At 54.0% G+C, this 22539-nt stretch carries 18 protein-coding genes; 6 read left to right on the top strand and 12 right to left on the bottom strand.

Annotated elements, in window-relative coordinates:
• Positions 1–2: 2 nt before the first annotated feature.
• Positions 3–491, top strand: a complete 489-nt coding sequence (locus K8V32_RS01890) for a hypothetical protein (protein WP_303902014.1) — start codon at positions 3–5, stop codon at positions 489–491.
• A gap of 63 nt (positions 492–554) precedes the next feature.
• Positions 555–1379, top strand: a complete 825-nt coding sequence (gene thiD / locus K8V32_RS01895; RefSeq protein ID WP_303902017.1) for a bifunctional hydroxymethylpyrimidine kinase/phosphomethylpyrimidine kinase — start codon at positions 555–557, stop codon at positions 1377–1379.
• Positions 1380–1405: 26 nt separating this feature from the next.
• Here thiD and K8V32_RS01900 read toward each other — a convergent pair whose 3' ends face one another.
• The 5 genes from K8V32_RS01900 to K8V32_RS01920 form a co-directional block, all read right to left on the bottom strand.
• A complete protein-coding gene (locus K8V32_RS01900; protein ID WP_303902020.1) occupies positions 1406–1819 on the bottom strand; it encodes a VOC family protein in 414 nt (137 codons plus the stop codon).
• A gap of 16 nt (positions 1820–1835) precedes the next feature.
• Entirely contained in the window at positions 1836–3884 is a 2049-nt protein-coding gene (locus K8V32_RS01905; protein WP_303902022.1) for a CocE/NonD family hydrolase, read from the bottom strand.
• Positions 3856–5166: an ATP-grasp domain-containing protein gene (locus K8V32_RS01910; RefSeq protein ID WP_303902025.1), complete on the bottom strand. Its 1311-nt coding sequence runs from the start codon at positions 5164–5166 to the stop codon at positions 3856–3858. The genes K8V32_RS01905 and K8V32_RS01910 overlap by 29 nt, the downstream gene beginning before the upstream one ends.
• Before the next feature lie 229 nt (positions 5167–5395).
• Positions 5396–6481, bottom strand: coding sequence for a thermonuclease family protein (locus K8V32_RS01915; protein ID WP_303902028.1), 1086 nt, complete (start codon positions 6479–6481; stop codon positions 5396–5398).
• A 300-nt stretch (positions 6482–6781) separates the two neighbouring features.
• Positions 6782–7804, bottom strand: a complete 1023-nt coding sequence (locus K8V32_RS01920) for an asparaginase (RefSeq protein WP_303902031.1) — start codon at positions 7802–7804, stop codon at positions 6782–6784.
• Positions 7805–7905: 101 nt separating this feature from the next.
• Here K8V32_RS01920 and K8V32_RS01925 point away from each other — a divergent pair, with 101 nt between their 5' ends.
• Entirely contained in the window at positions 7906–9048 is a 1143-nt protein-coding gene (locus K8V32_RS01925) for a YihY/virulence factor BrkB family protein (protein WP_303902036.1), read from the top strand.
• Between the two features lie 397 nt (positions 9049–9445).
• On the opposite strand, the gene K8V32_RS01930 is transcribed toward K8V32_RS01925, so the two are convergent.
• Entirely contained in the window at positions 9446–9973 is a 528-nt protein-coding gene (locus K8V32_RS01930; RefSeq protein ID WP_303902039.1) for a CarD family transcriptional regulator, read from the bottom strand.
• Between the two features lie 143 nt (positions 9974–10116).
• Complete coding sequence (locus tag K8V32_RS01935; RefSeq protein WP_303902041.1) at positions 10117–11613, bottom strand: helix-turn-helix domain-containing protein; 1497 nt, start codon at positions 11611–11613, stop codon at positions 10117–10119.
• Positions 11614–12054: 441 nt separating this feature from the next.
• On the opposite strand from K8V32_RS01935, the gene aceA reads away from it, so the two are divergent.
• The gene (aceA, locus tag K8V32_RS01940; RefSeq protein WP_303902044.1) at positions 12055–13359 is read left to right on the top strand and encodes an isocitrate lyase; all 1305 of its coding nucleotides are present in this window, start codon (positions 12055–12057) and stop codon (positions 13357–13359) included.
• 30 nt (positions 13360–13389) lie between these two features.
• The gene (gene aceB / locus K8V32_RS01945) at positions 13390–15051 is read left to right on the top strand and encodes a malate synthase A (protein ID WP_303902046.1); all 1662 of its coding nucleotides are present in this window, start codon (positions 13390–13392) and stop codon (positions 15049–15051) included.
• A 67-nt stretch (positions 15052–15118) separates the two neighbouring features.
• On the opposite strand, the gene K8V32_RS01950 is transcribed toward aceB, so the two are convergent.
• From K8V32_RS01950 to K8V32_RS01970, 5 genes are all read right to left on the bottom strand, one after another.
• Complete coding sequence (locus K8V32_RS01950) at positions 15119–15859, bottom strand: YoaK family protein (RefSeq protein WP_303902049.1); 741 nt, start codon at positions 15857–15859, stop codon at positions 15119–15121.
• Positions 15860–16069: 210 nt separating this feature from the next.
• Positions 16070–16978 carry a glycine betaine ABC transporter substrate-binding protein gene (locus K8V32_RS01955; RefSeq protein WP_303902052.1) on the bottom strand — a complete coding sequence of 303 codons (909 nt, stop codon included), beginning with the start codon at positions 16976–16978 and terminating at the stop codon, positions 16070–16072.
• Positions 16979–17075: 97 nt separating this feature from the next.
• Complete coding sequence (locus K8V32_RS01960) at positions 17076–17993, bottom strand: glycine betaine ABC transporter substrate-binding protein (protein WP_303902055.1); 918 nt, start codon at positions 17991–17993, stop codon at positions 17076–17078.
• A 57-nt stretch (positions 17994–18050) separates the two neighbouring features.
• A complete protein-coding gene (locus K8V32_RS01965; protein WP_303902058.1) occupies positions 18051–18890 on the bottom strand; it encodes an ABC transporter permease in 840 nt (279 codons plus the stop codon).
• On the bottom strand, positions 18891–19982 hold the full coding sequence (locus K8V32_RS01970) for a quaternary amine ABC transporter ATP-binding protein (RefSeq protein ID WP_303902061.1): 1092 nt from the start codon (positions 19980–19982) through the stop codon (positions 18891–18893).
• Positions 19983–20604: 622 nt separating this feature from the next.
• On the opposite strand from K8V32_RS01970, the gene K8V32_RS01975 reads away from it, so the two are divergent.
• The gene (locus K8V32_RS01975) at positions 20605–22512 is read left to right on the top strand and encodes a heavy metal translocating P-type ATPase (protein ID WP_303902064.1); all 1908 of its coding nucleotides are present in this window, start codon (positions 20605–20607) and stop codon (positions 22510–22512) included.
• The last annotated feature ends 27 nt before the right edge of the window (positions 22513–22539 follow it).

Consider the following 22539-nt stretch of genomic DNA (forward strand, 5'->3'; position numbering starts at 1 on the left):
TTGTGACCACACCCGTTCCTGAAAAATACGATTCCGCACCCAGACGTCGCAAAAACACCGAACCGAAGGCTCGGCTGTCGATGTCGATCTATGGTTTCTTATTAGCCTGGCTGGTTCCCAACATTGTCATGGCCGGGATCGTCGTCATCCTGAATTTGTTACCACTGTCCGATACGGTGGGAGATCTGACGCCGCTGCTGACCATTGTAGGGCTTTCGGGTCTGATTCTTGGGTTGCCGTTGGCGTTGTTGACCAACTGGTTACTGCGACACCAGCTGAACCAGTCGGTACACGTTCTGGCCTATGCGGTAATCGGGATGCTCTATGGGCTGACCGTCTTATTGGCTGGCGGCGAGGGTCTGATCCCGCTGCTCATTCCGCTGGTTGGTTTCCCCGCCGCAATTCTCATGGCGCTTGGGCGGTGGACGGCCAGCTCTTTTGTTCATGTCATCGAACCAGCCGGTGAAGCCACTGTTGACAGCACCAAATAGTGGCCGCGTTATCTGAGCGCATAAATTCAGAAACATTGGCCTAGGCCATATAAGATGGGCGGCATGTATAGTATCCATTCACCTGCCATCACACTAACCATTGCGGGTTCTGAAGCCACCGGTGGTGCCGGTGCACAAGCGGATCTGCGCACCTTCCAAGAACTGGGAACCTACGGGACCGCCGCGCTGACTTGCATTGTGGCATATGATCCCGCCGATAACTGGAATCACCGACTCACCCGTGTTGATCCCACCGTGTTGGCCAACCAGCTGGAAGCCATTCAGGCGAATTTTTCTGGCCAGCTGGACACCGTGAAGCTGGGCATGATGGGTTCGGTTGAAACCATCGACGTCGTTGCCAATGCATTGCAATCCCAACAGTGGAAAAACGTGGTGTTGGATCCGGTGCTGATCTGTAAAGGACAAGAACCCGGTGCCGCCCAAGACACCGATGAAGCACTGAAAGCCAAACTCTTGCCGTTGGCGACCATGACCACCCCAAACCATTTTGAGGCCGAGCAACTGTCGGGCATCACGATCTCCAATCTGGCAGACCTCAAGGATGCCGCCCGCAAGATTCATGATGAATCCGGTGTTGCCGTCCTGGCCAAAGGCGGGGTGCGCCTGGATGGTCCAGAAGCCGTGGACGTGTTTTACGACGGCGAAAACCTGGAGGTGTTGGGCGTCGCCAAGATTGGCAACCACGCCGTATCGGGTGCCGGTTGCTCGCTGGCCGCCGCTGTGACCGCCGAACTGGCAAAGGGACGCACACCGTTACAGGCCGCCGAGCGCGCCAAGGACTTTGTGACCGCAGGAATCAGCCAGCGAATCTCAGCTGCCACCCCGTATGACGTGATGTGGCAGGGCGGACTGCGCAAGAAAGCCTAATCCCAGAATCAAGCGCAACGATTCTTTCATTGCAGCGTCTCGATTGGTCGTTGGTCACGGCGCAGCGGGTGATCTGCCGGAATCTGCACCAGAACAATCTGGATACCATCGGGATCAGCGATCCAGGCCTCAATCAGACCCCAGGGCTCGGTGCGCGGTTCTCGCAACATCGTGACACCTAAGTCACGCAGTCGCTGATATTCGGCTTCAACATCGCGGACCTGCAACCACAAAGAGACCATCGCATTGGTGCCCTGCCCCGGTGGTGTCGCATGCCCGGTAACCTCTAGCATTCCGTTGCCGTAGAAAAACACCAGACTGGGTGCCTCGGGCGGGCCGAATTCCCGATAGATCGCCAGCCCGAGCGTATCGCGATAAAACGCCTGACTGCGTGTCGGGTTGGTGGGGCGTAGCAGGGTGCGTCCAGACAAAATGTCCAAGGGTGCGATCCAATCCTTAGATGAAATCCCGGTCGATTGTGGTTGTCCAGGTCTTGGATCTCACCCTACGTTCTCCCTCGTAGGCGTCAAGTTCCGCATAAATCTGGAATGTCTCGGGCGTGGAGGTCAGCACGGTTTTGGTAAACGTGTAAATCGACCAATCATCACGTTGGAACCCCATAACCCATTCGGTTTCCCCGCGCACTGAATTTGGTTGGGAATCGCGGAAGGTATAGCGTTCCACCGCGCGTCGGGTGACATCCAAATCGATTTCTTTGAACCGAACCACACCCAGGTCTTTGACCACTTCCAGCTTGCCGGTTAGGTCCACCAGGTTGCGACTCACCGACCAGTCCTGCTCGCCGGGTTCAATCTGCACGGTTTGGTATGGTTTGGCCGCTTCTGGCCGATCAAATACGGGAACCATGGCCGGGTCATCGTTCTCGGAATCGTGAACCGGTCGCACCGGCAGGACCAATGAACTGGACATCGGGTCAATGGTCAGGCGCACCGGTGCTGGCGAAGGCCATACGACGGGCCAGTATGACGTCGACACTGAGACCCGCAGCCGGTGGCCGGCCGGAAACGACTGCGCCAAACCATTGAGTCTTACCTGATAAGTGTGTTCTTCACCTTTGCTCAGGGGTTTAGGTTGATCAGCACCATCGTAGTGGTTGAGATTCAAAATACCGTAGCTCACCCGGGTTGCTGCATCATCCGGGGCCACATCAGAGATCCGCACCGCAATCATCGCCACAGGTTCATCAGACGATAGTTTCAGCTCAACAAAGGGCTGGCCCAAGACTTCGAGCCGGTGTGGCAGCGGGTCGCTGTCAAAGACCAGCGCACCGCCGTCTTCTTCCCGCTGGTCATAGGGCATATCGGGTGGGGCGTTATAGGAACACCATTTGCCGCCGAATTGGCCCACTGACAGCGGGGATTCGACCGTGAGTTTTGGGCTCACCGGGAGCGCGGCACGTTCCTCTTCGGAAAATAAAATACGACGACGCCCCAGCGGGTACCGGGTTTCTACGATCCGGTCGCTGGGCCAGGTACGCTCCCCCACCCACCGACCGGGTCGATTGTCATAGGTGGTGGCTGGTTTGACGGTGTCTTGCATCCAGATCGACAATTGTGGGCCGTCCATTGCACCATTATCGGTGCGGTCCTTGAGCCAGTGGTCCCACCACGCAACGACTTCTTGAAGAAATCCGATCGCCGGACCGGGCTGACCCAGGTGCGGGTATTTGTGACTCCAAGGCCCGATGAGCCCACGGGTTGGTGATGTCAAACCGCGCAGCAATCGAAAGACCGCATTGGAATACCCGTCCGCCCAACCGCTGACGGCAAATACGGGGACTTGAATGTCACTATAGTCTTCGTTGATAGACCCGTGACGCCAGTAGTCGTCTTTGCGCTGGTGTTGTAACCAGGTTTCTAACCACAGTCCCGAATTGTCCAAGCGCTGAAACCACATGTCACGCCACTTATCACCCACCAGTTCCGGATCGGGCGGCGCCGAATTATAAGCGAACATCGTTGAGGCCCACGACAGATTGTCAGTAAGTAGGCACCCACCCATGTAGTGAACGTCGTCGGTATAGCGATCATCTGTGGAACACACGGTGACGACGGCTCCCAGGCTCTTGGGGCGCCGAGCTGCAACCTGCAAACCGTTAAAACCACCCCAAGAAATCCCCATGATCCCGGTGCGAGCGTTACACCATGACTGGCCGCTCAACCAGGCCAGTACTTCTTCAACGTCTTGGAGTTCTTGTTCTAAGTACTCATCAGTCAGCACGCCTTCGGAATCCCCGCTGCCGCGCAGATCAACACGTAGGCAGGCATAACCGTGTCCAGCGATGTAGGGATGGTGCATCGAGTCGCGTACTGCCGTCAGATCACGTTTGCGATACGGGATCATTTCAACGATGCCCGGAACCGGTTCCTGGTGCGCATTGGTGGGCTTCCATAGGCGCGCAGCTAAGCGGGTTCCATCAGACATCGGGATCCACAAGTGCTGGGTCTGTTCAACCTCATACGGCAGTGTCGTGACTTTTCGCATCGTGGTCCTCACAGTTTTCGATTTCGAATTGCAGGGCGTTGACGCAGGCCTCGTATATCTCCACGACTTGTTCGTCGGTCTGGCCGGTGGTGTACATGGTGGCCAACATGTAGCTGTAACTATCCTGGCTAAAACTATTGGACAGTTGCTGCCCCTGTGTGACATCGAGTTCAATGATGGTTCCAGGATAACGCTGTTCTAGCTCCGCGATGTCGCGGGCGCTGGGGAGCTTGCGGACGATACCATCAGCGAACCAACGGTACATCCATTTGGAAGCGGTTTTAAAATATCCTTCGCCTACCGGTTGACGTGGTTTGCGTCCCAGAGCCAGGTCAATCATTTGGGCGTGGTTGGTTAACCCATCAACAGAACGAAACAGCGGCGCATGCGACTGGGAATGCCTGGTGTTGACTTCCAATAAGACCAGCCGATCGGTGTTGACGTCCCAAAAGTACTCGACGTTAAACGTGCTGTTGCGTAATCCCAGCCCCGTCATCACACGCTGGGTCACTGACCGAATACGCCGGCACACATCTTCGGGTAATTCCGAAGGATAGCGATAGCGTAAAAAGCTCGAGGAGTTTTCATAGTGCAGGGAATCCACGATGCCGGTCAGATACACCTCACCGTCCCAGTTATACCCCTCGATCGTGCATTGGCTGCCGGTTGCGGCTTCTTCCACCATATAAGCACTGCCGGGAATCGCAGCAATCTCTTCTGGAAGGTCCAGCCGGGCTAAGATTTCGTCAAAGGCCGGTCCGGCGCGTTCCGGTGCTTCCCGGCGCTTGGCTAATACGGTTTGCAGTTGTTCATCAGAGGTCACGCGGTAGGCGCCTTCGGAGGAAAACGACTTGATGGGTTTTGCCCAGACTGGATACGACATGTGCGCCGGCAGGGTGGCTTTCGGGTCATGAAGATCGATCAGGTCAAATTTTGGGTATTCATCGATAAAGCGTTGTTGTTCCAGACGGCTCCAGTATTTGTGTTCGCATTTTACTGCGGCGTCCAGGTTCTTGGACGGTAGATGGTATCGAGCACACAGTATGGGCACCATCAGGCTGATGGGAAAATCCCAGTATCCAACAATCCCATCGATCGTCCCATCAAAGTTATCGAGTTGCCGCTGAGCCTTGTCCAATAGGGCTGGTAAATCGATTGTGCCGCTTTGCAGTTCGTCTAGGGTCATCAGCCCGTGAAAGACGAAATCCGCGGCGTCAGGAAGCGTGGCCAGTTCTGTTCTACCTAGGTCATCCAGGCCCAGAACAAATATATGCAAGGGCATTGTTCATCTCCTCCTGCGCTGCGCAAGACAGCCGCGCGGGACTGTTGCGCGTCAATCTAACACAGCAGACCGATGAGGCCGCCCATACAATTCTTCGAATTTCCTGCAAGAGTGCTCACTGCCTAGTCACTTGGGAACGTGAACGAGCTGAGGCTTACCTAGGTGTTCAACATTTCAGGGACGCAAAAGCCCGGCCAACTCCTGTGTTGACCAGGCTTTTGTGTCTGAGTTATTCGCGGTCCTCACCGACATCGCCGCTATGAGAGCCGAGCCCCTCGTTTTGGCGTTCAAGTCGAGCCGCCGAAGCTGCATCAGTTGCCCCTGGCTCTTCGGGTTGTTCCTCAGGTGTCTCGGCCGAAGCTTCAGCCTCAGGGGACTCCTCAGTTTCCTGTGACTGTTCTTCTTCCTGCGGTTCGGAGTCTTCCTCGGGCGCAGGCTCTGGGGTTGGCTCGGGTTCTGGTGCGTCGATGCCTTGTAGATCAGCACGTTTTGCTTGAGCATCCTCGACCAACCCCCGAATTTCTTCCAGATGGTTGTTGATCGCATCAATATATTCTTGTTTGGCTTCGCCCCAGGCAAGAGCCGCAACCGAGTCGTCGTTTTCAGTATCCGGGATAGCTGAGAGCATTGCCACCGTCTTTTGGGCATCCGAACGGATACTGTTCATTTCGCCAATGTATTTGGTCAACTCCGTGACGTCATTAGCACGCGGGGAATCTGGCAGGTCTTCAAGCGTCTCTAAAACGGGTTTGACCCGAGACGGCAGGGTGCACTCCGCGTCGGTCGAAAAGATGCCCAGCTCATCATGTCTAGCCTTATCCTGTGCAGCCAGCATGGCATCGAGTTTTTTCGGATCATCCACCGACGCCGGATCCACCACGGCGAAACCGGCCTCGACCATTTTCACGCCCAAATCACTGCCGCCCTGGTAGATTTGTGCCCACAATTCCCCGTTCGGAGCATTCGCATAGGCTTCAATTTCCACCTCAAGCGAAGTCCCCTCTCCTGCAAGACTTTCCAGATATTCCCGGGCTTCAGCAGCCATGCACGTATCCAGGGTGTCACTGACATCTTCTTCGGCCGGTAATGGTGCGCGCACCGCCTGGAACCGGATGACATCAAGTCCGGTCGTCCGGTTTACTTCCATGGACTGACCGGTCAATACGGTATTGACCACCACGGGGTCATCCCCGCGCGTCATGGCTTTGACCACCGAAGCTACGGTCAATGCGATGAGCAGTGCCGCGATGACGACGAAGGTGATCATCACCGGTGTTGTCAGGCGACTATTTCGCCGAATGGACGTTTTTGACATAGGCTTTTCTTGCTACTTTTGACGAGGATTGTGGACCAGGAGCTTACTAGCTCTGACAGATTCTACCGTGCAGATCCGCTGAGCTCCTATTTCACTGTAGGACCGGCTGGCTAAGCTGCCATACATGTTAAAAGATTTACCGGGTCTAGCGGTAACTTTCGTCGCTGCCGATATCAGTTGGGGTTTCACCCAACTGGCATCCTCGTACATTCTGGCCTTATGACAGATCATCGACCTGGATTGGGGCTGCCTGGAGGTCATTGCCGAGCTCGGTGCCAGGATCGCGTTCTAAACCATGTGCTAATAGGCCGCAAACGTCTTGTGAATCGCTGCACGATCCATGCGCTGTGCCAGAGCCAGCTGCAATAAGATACGTGCTTTCTGTGGGGCCAGATCACTATTTGCTACCAGTCCTCGCTCAATGAGTCCGGCACGTGTCATCACGGCGGGTTCGAAATATGCGCGGCTAGCTTGGACGACGACGATGCCATCGGCAATCGCTGCATCCACGGCGTCATCTAATGACTTGGTCAGTGTTCCGGGCGGGTATCCCACCACGACCAGACCGGTGGCGCCTGCTGCACGAAACGCCTCTAACGCCGTCGCATCAGCATCCGTATAGGCGTACACCATATCGACTCGGGGTAACGGCGTGCCTACATCAACAAAGGCCGACGTGGTGGTGTGGGGATGCACGGGCCTTCGCCAATATTCCACCACGTGATCTGCATGCAGCACGCCAAGCGGACCACGCACCGGTGATTGCAGTGCATCCAGCCGGTGGTTGGCCGCTTTTACCACATCGCGAGCACTGTGAATCTGCCGATTCATCACAACCGCGACCCCAATGCCATAAGACCGTGGATGCGCTGCCACCCGAAACGCGTCCAGCAGATTCAACGGCGTATCCGAACCCAGGGTGCTCCCGGGGCGTTGAGCACCCACCAGCACAATCGGTTTTGCAGAGTTGACCGTCAAATGCAAAAACCAGGCCGTTTCTTCTAACGTTCCGGTACCATGCGATACCACCGCCCCGCGGATGTCATCGTCGGCTAAGACCGAGGTCAGTCGCTCAGCCAGCTGCAACCAATGCCCAGAGGTCATATATTTGGAGCGAAGCGTACCAAAGGGTTCGACACGGGTCTGTGAGATCTGTTGTATTTCGGGGTGCCCTGCCAATAATTCATCAGCCGGCATCATCGTGCCGACGTCGAGATAATCCACAAAGTTATCCGGTGCGGTGCCGCGGTTTGAGATGGTTCCGCCGGTACCAATAAATACGATCGTCATTTCTGCCCCCTGGACTGAAAGTGTAACGGTCAAGATATACTCATAGATTTTTCAGGCCCTGGTAGCTGTCATCAGCCTGCTCAACTTTCTACACTGGAGATATTCAACGTGACGTCGACAGAAAGCGGGACGCCGTGAGTATCCATCACAAACTAGAACGTACCATTGCTGCAGAACAACGGGCGCTGAATGATCCACAAGATCGTCAACCCGCCAAGCGTTTACCAGGTGCCGCGTTCAAATACGCCATGATCCGTGCGATCAAACAATTCACGGTTGATAAAGGTACGGACCGGGCAGCAATTCTGACATACTTTGCCGTGTTGTCTTTGGCTCCCCTGCTGCTGGCCGTCTTCTCGATCATGACACTCTTTTTGGCTTCCGCTGCAGACCAGGTCGAAAACTTTGCCCAGGACCTAGTCACTCAGACTGTGCCATCTGAATATCAGGAGCTGGCGCTCAATCTCGTCACCACAATGACCCAGTCGGTATCCGGCGGGGTCATTGCCCTGATCATCGGTGCAGTGGTCGCACTGTGGTCGGCGTCCAAATACGTCCAAGCATTCGCACGCAATATTAACGACATCTATGGTGTGGTTGAGGGCCGTTCGAAGGTTAAGTTTTATCTGACGACGTTGCTGATCACGCTGATCATGGTGGTAACCGTCGTTGCTGCACTGATATCGTTAGCGTTGAATAAGACCATCATTGATACCGTGTTCGCGCCGATTGCTCAAGCTCTCGGCGCCCAGGAGGTTCTGACGACATTCACGGAGTCGTTCCTCCCGGTATGGGACTGGGTGAAATACCCCGTGGTACTGCTTTTGCTGATCCTGATGCTTGGCGTGCTATATCACTTCAGCGGCAATGTTGAGCGAAAGTTTAAACCTTTATCAATTGGTGCCATTGTCGCAGTACTTGGGATTGTCCTGGCCGGGGTCGCAATGATTATCTATTTGACGTACTTCGCCTCATATTCGTCATACGGTGCGATTGGCGCGTTGATGGCGATCCTATTTGTTATTTGGATATTCAATATCGTGATCCTCTTGGGGGCTGAAATCGACGTCGAAATCCTTCGTGCACGACAGCTGGTTGCCGGTATTCCTGCGGAAGAACAGGTCCAGATTCGTCCACGTTCCGTGTCCACCGTGGAGAAACAAACTGAAAAACATGTGGCCTCTGTTGACGACGGCAAGGTGCTGCGTCGGTCATTGTCGGTGGTGCATCGTCAGGACAGCCAAGACCACGAAACGAATAATGAACGACACGAATAATGCCTCAGCACTTCGGTCTTCGTAACGGGCTGCTGCTCATGTTGCCGTTGACATTCACCGGCGGACAAGTCAGCCTACTGTCACCGGGTGAGCACACCAAATAACAACTGATCGCCAAGCCATGTGCTTGCATGTTGTTTTGCGCAGCATCAACTGAGCCGGGAATGTCAGGATAGTCCGCTCCTTTTGGAACAGCCTGCTCCATCATCCGCTGTTTCTCGACGAGCCCACTGAATACGTATCGGTGGTGCTGTGCACGGTAGGACAACGTCTTCGTGACGGTTTGGGTATGAAAATTACCCTGATGGGAGGGACACCACCCATGACATTGGTGCTGTGCTGATAAAAACGCCGCCTCGAAACTATTTCGAGGCGGTGTTGGTTTGGCTCGGAAGTATTACTTTTTATCTTTGCCTCGGTCCAAGCCCAGACGAGTCAACGGCACACCGTCAATGGCGCCATCGATAGTGCGTTCTGCTTCTTCGTGGTCAACATCCAGTACGAGTGCTACCTCTGCCACGAGCATGTCTTTAGCTTCCTGGTACAGGTTGCGTTCCGCCATGGAGAGGTCTTTTTCCTGCTGACGGCGGTAGAGGTCACGGGCGACTTCTGCGACATTATCGAGGTCACCGGTCGCGAATTTTTCGCGTAGTGCTTTCAGACGACGGGACCACTGCTTTTCGAGTTTGTCACCGGTCTTGGCAAGCAGCGACATCAGTTTGCGCAACCGAGTGTGGCTGGCTAAATCACGGACGCCAATTTCTGACAGGCTGTCTTCGGGAACGGCGATCTGGAGGCGCTGGTCTTCTACTTCCAGTACCACGTACTCGACGTCTTCACCTTTGACCTTCCTGGTTTTACGCTCAACGACCTCCGCAGGACCGTGCTGAGGGTGAACAACGAATTTACCAAGGGTCAGACGCATGTGCGGTGGGCACCTTTCGTTCGGTAGGACAACGAGCTGTGCATGATAAACCGGAAAAGGACACAGCTGTCGCTAACAGTTTAGTAATGTCTACGTTAACAGTGGCGGCCGGGTTGGGCAAGACGCATAGCGGCCAAATTCGCTCACTGATGGAAATGTTCTTGAGTAGCTAAAAACTCGTACACGGCAACGTCGTCAACCCCGGGGAAAGCACCGGACGGCATTGCCGCCAACATGTGCGCATTGGCGCGCGCCGCAGGCCAGGCATAACCACCCCATTGGGCTTCTAATTCTGGAGACGGGGTGCGGCAACAGGTTGGATCGGGACAATGCGACCGCGAGCGCTCGGCGGTATCTGCTCCGCGGAACCACCGTGCTTGCTCAAAAGGAACCCCCACAGATAACGAAAACAGCGACGCCTGCGATGGCTCCACTACTGCCGTGCACCAAAAGGTGCCCACAACCGTATCGGTGTACTGGTTGAACGGTCTGAAACGATCACTCGTTTTGAAGACTTCCCGCGACGTCCAATACCGGCAGGCCGCCTGACCTTCGATGGCACCGATGGAATCAACTGGAAAATTCACCCCATCGTTTTCATAGGCTTTATGCAGCACACCTGATTCATGAACTTTTTGAAAGTGACATTCGACTTCCAGGTGATGGGTCGCCACATTGGTAAATCGGTGCGCAGCAGATTCATAGGAAACCGAATAGGCGTCTCGTATGTCTTCGATTGCAATATCGCGATTCGTTTTGCGCTCTCTGAGCATTTTGACCAGGGGCTTCTCAGGCATCATAAGCGCGGCTGTCATGTAGTTGGTATATACCCGCTGACGGAGGAAATCCTTATAGTCCACCGGCTCCCCATGGCCTAATACGTACGACACGAGCGCCTGTAGGGCCACAGAGCGTGGATCATGATCTGGATTGCGTGCATCGGCAAGAAAGATAATCCGATTCTTAAGGTCCGTCACGGAACGTGTCGAGTGCGGTAACGAGGAAATGAAACGCAGCTCGAAGTTCAAGTGATCAGCGATGTCAGCTATCGCGTGATAGGACAATGGACCAGCGTCGTGGCCCACCGCTGCCAAAAGTTCATTGGCTTGGGATTCTAGTTCGGCATAGTAATTATTGCGCTCCCGCTGTTCTTTTCGCATCGCAACATTAGCCCGACGAGCTTCTTCTGGTGTCGCGGCTTGTTCTGCGTGCTGACGACGTAGCTCACGGGTCAGCCCGTCAATAACTTCCAGAACTTCGGTGGGCATTCGCGAAGAAATTCGGATATTCGGAAGCCCCATTGCCTGCCAATGCCGAGTACGTTGTGCTTTTTCGACTGAAATTTCCAGCGCCGCTCGAGCTGACGGCGCCTCGGGCTGTAAGAGATCTGTAATCTCGACTCCCAAATGTCCTACGACCTCGGTCAGCAGCGATAACTTCGGTTCGCGCTTACCATTTTCGATCATCGATAGATGTGAAGCCGTAGCGCCGACCTTTTCAGCTAACTCATCCAAGGTCAAGGAAGCGGCGGTACGAAAATGCCGCAACCGGTATCCCAGAATGACCGGGTCGATCGAGGCTTGTGGAATCGTCTCAGCGTCTTGCCACGCGCTTGCATCAGAACCTGCCAGTGAAGTCATAGGGACAGCTTAGACAAAATCCGACTTTATTCACAGATCCACGACAAAATTCACCCGCAAGCTGGACAGCCGTCCAGCAGGAATAGGCCTCAGCAAGTCGGTGTCCACAAAAATTTTCTTGACCACATTTTCTTCAAATTTCGACGAAATCGCTAATATCAAGCAAAATCACAGGATTCTGACTATGCAAGATTCGTTGATATTTTGTTATCTCGCCATTCATTCTCGCGAAATGCGCGTAAGTCGCTTGAAAAACACGAAAACCTTTCGCTTCGGAAATTTTGCTATTTCTTTTCTCGCTACCCCTCTATTTTCCGCTGATCAACCACGGCAAAGTAGTGCCTACAGCGATTGCACAGGAGCAATGAGCTACCTAATCGAAACTTCTTTAGAAGTACCGGACCTCTGCAACATCAAACAAACTGTGAATTAGGGAGAACCATGGAACAGTCAAACACACAGGCAATACAGGCAGCAGCTGACCAGATCCAAGAAGATTGGAATGCTAATCCACGGTGGGCCAGCATCACCCGCGACTTCACAGCCGAAGACGTCGTGCGACTTCGCGGTCGAGTTCAGGAAGAACACACCCTAGCAAAACGCGGTGCCGAGAAACTCTGGCACCAACTCACCAGCGAGCATACCGAAGGCAAATTCACCAATGCCCTGGGTGCGATGACTGGTGGCCAGGCTGTCCAGCAAGTCAAAGCCGGTTTACGGGCGATCTACCTATCTGGTTGGCAGGTTGCCGCCGATGCCAACCTCTCGGGCCATACGTACCCTGACCAGTCCCTATACCCAGCAAACTCGGTGCCTCAGGTCGTTCGTCGCATCAATAATGCGCTGATGCGTGCCGATCAAATTGAATGGGCAGAAGGCATCCAGACTGTTGAAGATTACCTGGTACCCATAGTCGCTGACGCCGAAGCCGGTTTTGGTGGTCCGCTCAACGCATACGAACTCATGAAATCGATGATCACTGCCGGCGCTGCTGGGGTGCACTGGGAAGATCAGGTCGCATCCGAAAAGAAGTGTGGCCACCTGGGCGGTAAAGTCCTGATCCCGACTTCGCATCACGTGCGCACACTCAATGCTGCACGCCTAGCCGCCGACGTCGCCGGTGTTTCCTCACTGATTGTGGCTCGCACCGATGCTGAAGCCGCGACGCTGTTGCAGTCCGACATTGATGAACGCGATCATCAATTCCTGACCGGGGAACGCTCTTCTGAAGGTTTCTACTACATCAAAAACGGTCTGGAACCCTCCATTGCCCGTGCTAAGGCCTACGCACCGTATTCGGATCTGTTGTGGATGGAAACTTCCACGCCTGATCTGGATGTGGCTCGCCAGTTTGCTGAGGCTGTCAAAGCCGAATTCCCGGATCAAATGCTGGCTTATAACTGCTCGCCGTCATTCAATTGGAAAGCCAACCTGGATGACGAAACTATCGCTTCATTCCAGCGTGAACTGGCATCGATGGGTTATACCTTCCAGTTCATTACGCTGGCTGGTTTCCACTCGCTGAACTACTCGATGTTTAACCTGGCAAAGGGTTATGCAGACCGCCAGATGTCGGCATTTGTTGAGCTCCAGGAAGCCGAGTTCGCAGCAGAAAAAGACGGTTTCACCGCGACCCGTCACCAGCGCGAAGTTGGCACTGGCTATTTCGACACCATCTCTACCACCGTCAACCCAGAATCGTCCACCACCGCTTTGGCTGATTCAACCGAAGCACAACAGTTCTAGTCCGCCTAGACCAGATAAGGAGCACCCGCCATGGCATCGTCAACTATCCACCACACAACACCTGAAGGCACCAATGTGACCGTGTTCGGTGAACTGGATGCACGGCAGCGCGAAATTCTCACCGATCAAGCCCTAAATTTCCTGGCCTATCTACACACCAAACAAAATCCGCGCCGTCTTGAACTGCTTGAGGCACGCCAAGACGCTCGGGCCAAGGTGGCAGCCGGTCAACCGCTTGATTTCGAGAAATCCACTCGCAGCATTCGTGAGGATGATTCATGGCGGGTCGCTCCCCTGGCTCCAGGTCTCAAAGATCGTCGAGTCGAAATTACCGGTCCGGTCGATCGCAAAATGACCATCAACGCATTGAACTCGGGGGCAAAGTGCTGGCTGGCCGATTTCGAAGACGCTTCCTCACCATACTGGGCCAATATGGTCAACGGGCAAGTCAATCTTTACGACGCCATCCGACACGACATTGACTTCACCTCGGAACACGGCAAAGCATATCGGTTGAAGAAACCCGCACTGGCACAGATGCCAACCATCATTGTTCGTCCCCGAGGACTGCATCTGGAAGAGTCACATATCCTCATCGACGGCCAGCCGCTGTCAGGTTCACTGATGGACTTTGGGCTGTACTTCTTCCATAACGCTGACAAGCTCGTCAAATTAGGTCGCGGACCCTATTATTACCTACCAAAACTCGAGCATCATCTGGAAGCTCGCTGGTGGAACTGTGTATTCAACAAAGCCCAAGACTACCTGGGCATTCCACAGGGTACGATCCGGGCCACCGTATTGATCGAGACCATTACCGCCGCCTTCCAGATGGAAGAAATCCTCTACCAGCTCCGCAACCATGCCGCCGGTCTGAATGCGGGACGATGGGACTACATCTTCTCGATCATCAAAACCTTCCGCGACTCCGGACCCGAATATGTTCTGCCAGATCGAGCCGACGTTTCCATGACCCAACCGATGATGCGGGCCTATACCGACCTGCTCGTCCGTACCTGTCATAAGCGTGGCGCTTCGGCCATCGGTGGGATGAGTGCTTTCATTCCCGATTCTTCCAATCCGGAACGCACCAAAGAAGCCCTGGCGAAAGTTCGGGAAGATAAAACACGCGAAGCAAACGACGGCTTTGACGGTTCGTGGGTAGCACACCCGGGTCTAGTACCCACTTGCATGGGAGTCTTCGATGAGCTTCTGCTCGATGCACCACACCAGATCCGGACCAATAAACGCGACGACGTGGTCCCCTACGCTCAAGGGCTACTCAACGTGCAAGCCACCACCGGGTCGATCACCGAATCCGGGCTGGAAACCAATATCGAAGTCGGCATCCGCTACATGGATGCCTGGCTCAACGGTTCTGGTGCCGCTGCGATCAACGGGCTGATGGAAGACGCCGCCACCGCCGAAATCTCCCGTTCCCAGATTTGGCAGTGGATCCACTCGGGTTCCGAAGCCCAACGTGAAGACGGGTCGATGAAACCAATCACGGCTGAATGGGTCACACAAAAAATCGACGAAGTCTTTGCAGCATTGCCTCGTTATGACAACGATCGACTCGATGACGCAAAACAGCTCTTTGCCGAATCAGCACTGTCCGAAAACTTCGAGGACTTCTTGACCATACCCGCCTATGAACGCTACCTCGCCGCTGAGCTAGAAGTCAGCGTCTAAAACAACTTCCGCGTGTGCTCACAGTTCGTGGGGCCAACCATTACTAATGGTCGGCCCCACGAACTTTTCATGATTTTTTGGTAGCCTGCGGACGTCGCACACGACGCTCATGACGTCGTTGCACCCGCCAGGTAAGCATGATTGCCAAGACGGTCATCGCCACAACCGCCAACCAGACCGAAGACAATCCCATGACGACGTAAGCCCACGCACCAAGCAGAGCGCCGACGGCAATCGCCGACCACAAGAACAGATAACGTACGAACCGGAACAGATACACCGAAGAGCGCAAGGCAATCGCCGAGGCCAGGGATTGTCCCATTTTCACCAGGGTCCCAGTCATATACGTCAGTCCAACAGTCACCTCACCTCGTCGGGTGAAGGTTCCATTGACTGCTCCGGTGGCTGAGGCAATCACGAAGGGAGCATATGGCGAAAGCACCGGAATGCTGGCGGTAATTCCACCCAGCATCATGAGCAAAAACGCTGTCCAGACTGCCGAACCGTGCGGCGTTACCTGTTGAGAAAGCAAAGATTCTGCCGGAGGATGGAAACGTTTCGGACCAAAACGAACCGCAAAAGATGACAGCATCACCCCGACCACGAAACAAAAGATCAGCAGGGTTGCCACAAACCATTCATCAACATGGCCCTCAGCCAAGGCGGCCGCTGCACGTGTCGAGTTTCCGGACATGAACGAAACAAAGTATCCGCCAAGGTGAATGAAAAATAGGCCATCCACAAAGCCAGCATTGGCGGTAAGGCCTACGGCCAAAAGTTGTTGTCGCGTTGAGAGCGAAGCTGCCAAGTATTCCCTTTCGCTAAGATTCCCTACGCTTATTATCGCCAAAGATCTGTGCGGCAAGTGTTTCGAGACAATACTTAGAAAGAAACGGTGTACTCAACGCAGAAATTTTCCACACCAGCGAACACCAAGGTGGTGTGTCTCACAATACAAGCCGTTGACTGCCACTTAGGCGGCAGTCAACGGCTTGCGTCTGAGTGGATGGCCGGTTGGTTAGTTGGTCAGGCCATCTACGTATTCTTGATTCTCGGCAACCCATTCTTCAACGATTGGTTGGTAATCCTCGGTGTCTGGGTTCTCATTAAACATGACGTTTTCTAGCGAGTGGAGGGTATCGCCGTCCATCTCGAAGTTGCGCAGCCAATCGGCGACTTCTGGGTTTTCTTCCACGAAAGTTGGGTTAGCAAAAGTGTGAATACTTTCGGCTTCACCTAGTGCGCCTTCGGGATCTTCCAGGTCACGGATGGGGAACTCGTCGTAGGCCCAGTGTGGTCGCCACAGGGTCACCACAACGTTGTCACCATTATCAACGGCGGTGCGAAGTTCTTGCAACATCGCCGGGGTGGAGGACGTTGTATATTCCATATCCTCGAGGCCATATGTTGGAATGACTTCATCGGTGGTGATGCGGGTCAGACCTGCACCCGGTTCAATACCGATCAACTGATTATTGAACTCATCGGCGTTATCCGCTAACTCATCGAGTGAGGTGATGGGCGCATCTTCATTGACTGCAATAGTCAACGCGGCTTCATCATTCCAAACACCGAGGTCTTCCATCTGGTCGCCATATTCATTGATGTAATCTTCGTGTGTCGATGGCAGCCAGGCATCCATCAGGAAGTCATAGTCTCCTGACGCGACCCCAGAAAACGCCGGCGCGGGGTCAGCGTATTCAAGGCTCACCTCGTAGCCTTGTTGGTCCAGTACGTATTTCCAGAGTTCGGAGACGGCGATGCCCTCATCCCAGCCATTGAAAACACCGATAGTTACGGGGCCGCCTTGTGCTTCGCCATTACCTTCTTGTTGAGTGTCCCCGCCGTCGTCGCCACAGGCGACCAAGGCTAGTCCTGCAATAGAGAGCACCGCAGTTGTCTTATAGAAACGAGCTGAGATTTTCATGGTGTGTCCTAGGTGTCAGGTGGAGCGGATACGCTGGTGCCGCTGGCTTCCATACAGGTGGTGGAAGCCAGCGGCTGTCAGCAAGTTGACGGACCGACTACTGGGTCAGACCATCAACGTATTCTTGGTTCTCTGCTGCCCATTCTTCGATGATCGGACGGTAGTCCTCGACATCTTGGTTCTCGTTAAACATCACGTTCTCTAACGAGTACAGCAGTTCCGAGTCCATTGTGAAGTTTTCCAACCAGCCAACGACTTCGGCGTTGGCTTCATCAGCGGCCCATTCCGCGTTAGCGAAGGAGTGCAGATATTCTACATCGCCAAGCGAGCCTTCAGGATCTTCCAGGTCGCGAATTGGGAAGGCATCGTATGCCCAGTGTGGTCGCCATAGAGTAACGACGATATTCTCGCCTGCTTCAGTGGCATTTGACAATTCCTGTAGCATTGCTGGAGTACCTGATGTGGTGTACTCCATGTTTTCTAGGCCATAAGTTGGGATGACCTCATTTTCAGTGATCTGCGAGATGCCTGCGCCCGGGTCGATACCGACGATTTGGTTGTTGAACGCATCAGCGTTTTCGGCCAGTTCATCCAGGGAATCAATTGGCGCATCTTCGTTGACGGCAAAGTGTAGCGAGGACTCTTCGTTCCAAGTACCCAGGTCAACGATGTCATCGGCGTACTCATCCACGTAGTCAGCGTGTGTGATTGGCAGCCAGGCGTCCAGTGTCACATTGTAGTCATTGGTGGATAGGCCTGAGTAGACGGGTGCGGGATCTGCGTACTGAAGATCTACTGCATATCCTTCTTCTTCCAGTACGTAGGCCCACAGTTCAGATACTGCGATGCCTTCTTCCCAACCGTTGAAGACGCCGATTGTTATCTCGCCGCTACTCCCTGCAGCAGCTTCATCGCCACCAGTTGAATCCCCCGAGTCACCGCAAGCGGTGAGTGCCAGAGCGGCTACCGACAATGCGGCTGCAGATTTGAACAAACGTGACTTCAAAGTCAACATCTTCCTTTCGTGATTTTATTTATGAATTACAGGTAATGCAGTGCACTCAAGCACCAATTAGTGCAAGTTGGCCTTGGACTGCATTGAGGTGAGGCGGTCGAGGTACATTGCCAGGATGACGACGGCCAGACCGGACTCGAAACCAAGACCTGCGTTAATGCGGTTCAACGAGGCCACAACTTCGCCACCAAGACCGCCGGCGCCGACCATACCGGCGATAACAACCATCGACAGTGACAACATGATGATCTGGTTGACGCCAGCCATAATGGTTGGCATTGCCAGTGGCAGTTGAATTTGACGCAAGATCTTGCCGGGAGGCGAACCGAAGGCTTTACCAGCTTCGACAACTTCGCGGTCTACCCCGCGAATACCTAGTTCAGTGAAACGTACACCGGGTGCCATTGCAAAGATCACGGTGGCTACCATGCCCGGTACAACACCCACACGGAAAATCACCAGCGCGGGAATGAGGTAAACCATGGGTGGCATGGTCTGGATAAAGTCCATCAGGGGCCGTAGCACCTTGGAAGCGGTTTGCGACTTGGCAGCCAAAATACCAAGAGGAATCGCAAAGATGACCGCGATCAACGTTGCAATAGTCACCAACGCGAGCGTCGACATGGCATTAGACCACTGATTGACCCCGACAATGATGACGAAACCAATAACCGTTCCAAGGGCCAGCTGCCAGCTTCGCAACCACCAGCCCAAAGCAGCCAGCACCAGGGTGACAATCCACCACTCAGGTGTGGTGAGAAGCCACAACAGAAGGTCGTAGGCTTGGACCAGGATGGTCCGGATAAATGTAAAGAATCCTCCAAGGACCGCGAGGATCCAATCAAGGGCAACTTCAACCCAGTCGCCTAAGGGAATACGTGGCACTGGAATTTCCATTTAGTTTGCCTCCTCGACATCCGGGACAACCTCGGATCGCTGTGGTGTGAGTGCTTCCAGAAGTACGCCAAGTGGAATGTAGCCGATCCGTTGATTCGAATCAACGCTTTCGACTCCGATCGGCCCATTAGCCTCAATGACAACCGGCACTATATCTTGCAGCGTGGCGGTAGATTTGACCGTCAGAGCTTTCCGTTCAAAAGCTTGGCGATCACTGGCAGTCAGGCTTTCTTCACCAACCATGATGGCATCTGCCGTCAGTACTCGCGCACGGTCCACATCGGCGGTGAAAGAGGCGACATATTCATCGGCTGGTTCAGACAAGATCTGTTCCGGAGTACCAACTTGGACGATCTTGCCGTCTTTCATGACGGCGATACGGTCCCCGAGGAACATCGCTTCATTGAGATCGTGCGTAATGAACACAATGGTTCGGCCAAGCTGGTCCTGGATTTGTCTGAGTTCATCTTGCATCTCACGACGAATCAGCGGATCCAGTGCCGAGAATGCTTCGTCCATCAGCATGATGTCCGTGCCGGCAGCTAGCGCGCGAGCCAGACCGACACGCTGCTGCATACCGCCAGAAAGCTCTGAAGGATAGGAATCTTCCCACCCTTTCAATCCGACTGCAGCAAGCACCTCACGTGCACGATCATAGCGTTCTTTCTTATCGACACCTTGTGTTTCAAGGCTGTAAGCAGCATTTTCGACAACGGTCCAGTGTGGGAACAATGCGAAGTGCTGGAAGACCATCGAAATGTGTTTCGACCGCAGATCGCGCAGTTCTTTGGCTGACAGGGTCGACAGGTCGTGGCCCAATACTTCTACTGTGCCAGACGTGGCGGGTTGTAGAGCATTGAGTGTACGAATGACGGTTGATTTTCCGGAGCCCGAAAGTCCCATAACAACGAAAATTTCACCGGGGTAAACATCGAAGGTTGCATCGATAACCGCTGCGGTGCCTTCGTCTTCAACGTCCTGACGCGTCTCGCCGGCTTTCATTCTTTCGACGACAGCTTCAGGACGTTTGCCAAAAACCTTATAGACATTTTCAGCCCGTATGACGGGCTGGGCTGTGTTTGGTTCGCTCATGGTACTTGACCCACCGCCAGAACCTGGCGGGTGAGCTCCTCCTCACGTCCGTGTACAACTTGCTAACAAAATAAAATTAGGCCGAGCCTAGTCGTCTGGCTTGGATCACAAGTCAGAGTCGAGTAGACACAACCTCTTGGATTTCAACGGTAACAAGATTGTTCAGACAATTACAGGCTTCACTCAGACCGTTATCAGGAAGTGACTCTTCAGGTTGACAAGACGCAAAAATCCGCAAGGGACCCCTTGTGAGAATGCAATTTTTCGTGATATAGATCATGACAGTTGAGTTAAGATTCGAATCTATCTAGGCGTTACAACACCAAACCCAACTACGCGACCAGAACGTCTTGGGCGAGGTTCAGGTCGAACAAATTACCCACGAAGAGTTCGTCGGCAACCAACACCACGACTTGATGCCCCACTAAAATTCTTCTTAGAGCGAAGAGTGCGACGGTGTTCTTCGCTCAATAATTCGTTGGGCTGCGGCAGAGTTCCGGATAAATCCACAGCACATAGCCCTTGACATACGCAGGACTCCAGTATTGACGTATCTTCATATTGCGCTAAGGGTCGGCTCACCTTGCTGGATATTTCCCGACATTGTGGGAATCATGAGGCTATGGAGCCTAAGTTTCCTTCGATTCGCCACCCATTTTTGCACCCGATCGTGCTCTTCGTTGCTACAGGCCTCGGCCTGGGGATCCTTTTCTTCTTCACGGACTTGGATCTCCAACTAGCGATAACGGCTTATCTCGTCATCGGAATCACGTTGCTTATATCGCTGGTTGATATGTTCAAGACGCTCAAAGCAGGTCAGTGGGGTCTGGATGTTTTGGCGGTCGTGGCCATGATCGCAACCCTTGTGGTTGGAGAATATTTAGCCGGCATGATTATTGCGCTCATGCTAACCGGCGGTGAAGCATTAGAAGATATGGCAGCTAAAAAAGCCTCACGCGAGTTGGACTCTCTCATTAATAGACGCCCAAGATTCGCATATCGTCTTGAAGCCGATGGCACGACGATGGCCCGAGTCCCGATCTCAGAGGTAGAAGTCGGAGATGTCCTGGTTATTCGCGGTTCTGAAGTTATTCCGGTTGATGGCGAATTACTATCTACCAGGGCTTCCCTGGATGAATCATCGGTGACCGGGGAAGCTATACCGGTTACAAAATACCCGGGTGATGCAATCATCTCCGGTACTGTCAACGGCTCCGAAACGTTCCAAATGCGCGCGACAACTACGGCTGCAGAATCGCAATACGCCAAGATCGTGCAGCTCGTCGAAGAAGCGGTGCAATCACGAGCACCCATGGTGCGGTTAGCGGACCGCTACGCGGTGCCTTTTACGATCGTTGCACTGCTGGTAGCCGGTGTTGCGTGGTGGTATTCCTCAGACCCAGTCCGGTTTGCTGAAGTTCTCGTCGTGGCAACACCATGCCCGTTACTGATCGGAGCACCTGTGGCATTTATGGGAGGCATGTCCTCGGCGGCTTCAGCCAATGTCATTGTCAAAGACGGTGGGACCTTAGAGCGGCTTGCTCGCGTGAAAACTGCGGCATTCGATAAGACCGGCACGCTTACCCAAGGGCGCCCCACCGTCGCGCGCATCGAAACAGTTGGCGGAACCGAGACTGAAACCCTCCAACTGGCAGCATCCGCAGAACAATATTCTGTGCACGTTTTTGCCGAACCTATTATCCAGCAGGCTCGTCAACAAGGTCTTGATCTCATCGCGATAGACCACGCCCAAGAAGTGGCAACCAACGGTGTTGAAGCGACAACGACGACCGGCAAACAATTACGGGTCGGAAAATCAGCATTCATCGCTGAGGTGACGCCAACATTTGAGGAGTTGAAATTAGCAGCCGGTGAGACCGCAGTCTATGTCTCCTGCAACGACCAACTGGTCGGCGTCATAGTGTTGGCAGACCCGCTACGTGAAGCGGCAACCGCCACGATCGACTGGTTGACTGACCACGGGGTACAACAGATGGTCATGGTGACCGGTGACATGGAAAGTACGGCTGAAGCGATTGCCCAAGAAATCGGTTTTCGTGCCGAACAAGTCCACGCATCGATGACCCCCACCGACAAAGTGGACGTGGTCAAAGCTATGAACTCCCCGACACTTATGGTCGGGGATGGGATCAATGACGCACCAATTTTGGCTGCTGCCGACATCGGAATCGCAATGGGCGCGCGTGGTTCTACGGCGGCTTCAGAGTCAGCAGATGCAGTCATCACCTCTGAGCATTTTGCGCGGCTTGCCGACGTCACGCTCATCGCCAAGCGGACGGTTTCCATCGCGTTGCAATCCATTTGGTTTGGCATGGCTGTTTCGATCGGATTGATGACTGTTGCTGCATTCGGGTATTTACCGGCGACTTACGGCGCACTCATGCAAGAAATCGTTGACATTGTCGCGATTGTGATTGCCCTGCGCGCATTGCGGTTACATCGCCACTTGCCATCACGACACCTTGGCGAGCGCTCTGGCCAACACCGGTCCTTGTCGGTCAAGGGCTAAACCTACTTTTTTGGTGAAACAATTCTG

The sequence above is a fragment of the Enteractinococcus helveticum genome (assembly GCF_020742345.1).
Classification (GTDB): Bacteria; Actinomycetota; Actinomycetes; order Actinomycetales; family Micrococcaceae; genus Yaniella; species Yaniella helvetica_A.

Bases quoted from the DNA above. Each gene is read 5' to 3' on its own strand.
- K8V32_RS01930 (WP_303902039.1), bottom strand. From the start codon at position 9,973: ATGCGTCTGACCCTTGGTAAATTCGTTGTTCACCCTCAGCACGGTCCT.
- K8V32_RS01915 (WP_303902028.1), bottom strand. From the start codon at position 6,481: ATGTCAAAAACGTCCATTCGGCGAAATAGTCGCCTGACAACACCGGTG.
- aceB (WP_303902046.1), top strand. From the start codon at position 13,390: ATGGCATCGTCAACTATCCACCACACAACACCTGAAGGCACCAATGTG.
- K8V32_RS01935 (WP_303902041.1), bottom strand. From the start codon at position 11,613: ATGACTTCACTGGCAGGTTCTGATGCAAGCGCGTGGCAAGACGCTGAG.
- thiD (WP_303902017.1), top strand. From the start codon at position 555: ATGTATAGTATCCATTCACCTGCCATCACACTAACCATTGCGGGTTCT.
- K8V32_RS01910 (WP_303902025.1), bottom strand. From the start codon at position 5,166: ATGCCCTTGCATATATTTGTTCTGGGCCTGGATGACCTAGGTAGAACA.
- K8V32_RS01960 (WP_303902055.1), bottom strand. From the start codon at position 17,993: ATGTTGACTTTGAAGTCACGTTTGTTCAAATCTGCAGCCGCATTGTCG.
- aceA (WP_303902044.1), top strand. From the start codon at position 12,055: ATGGAACAGTCAAACACACAGGCAATACAGGCAGCAGCTGACCAGATC.
- K8V32_RS01905 (WP_303902022.1), bottom strand. From the start codon at position 3,884: ATGCGAAAAGTCACGACACTGCCGTATGAGGTTGAACAGACCCAGCAC.
- K8V32_RS01965 (WP_303902058.1), bottom strand. From the start codon at position 18,890: ATGGAAATTCCAGTGCCACGTATTCCCTTAGGCGACTGGGTTGAAGTT.
- K8V32_RS01975 (WP_303902064.1), top strand. From the start codon at position 20,605: ATGGAGCCTAAGTTTCCTTCGATTCGCCACCCATTTTTGCACCCGATC.
- K8V32_RS01970 (WP_303902061.1), bottom strand. From the start codon at position 19,982: ATGAGCGAACCAAACACAGCCCAGCCCGTCATACGGGCTGAAAATGTC.
- K8V32_RS01955 (WP_303902052.1), bottom strand. From the start codon at position 16,978: ATGAAAATCTCAGCTCGTTTCTATAAGACAACTGCGGTGCTCTCTATT.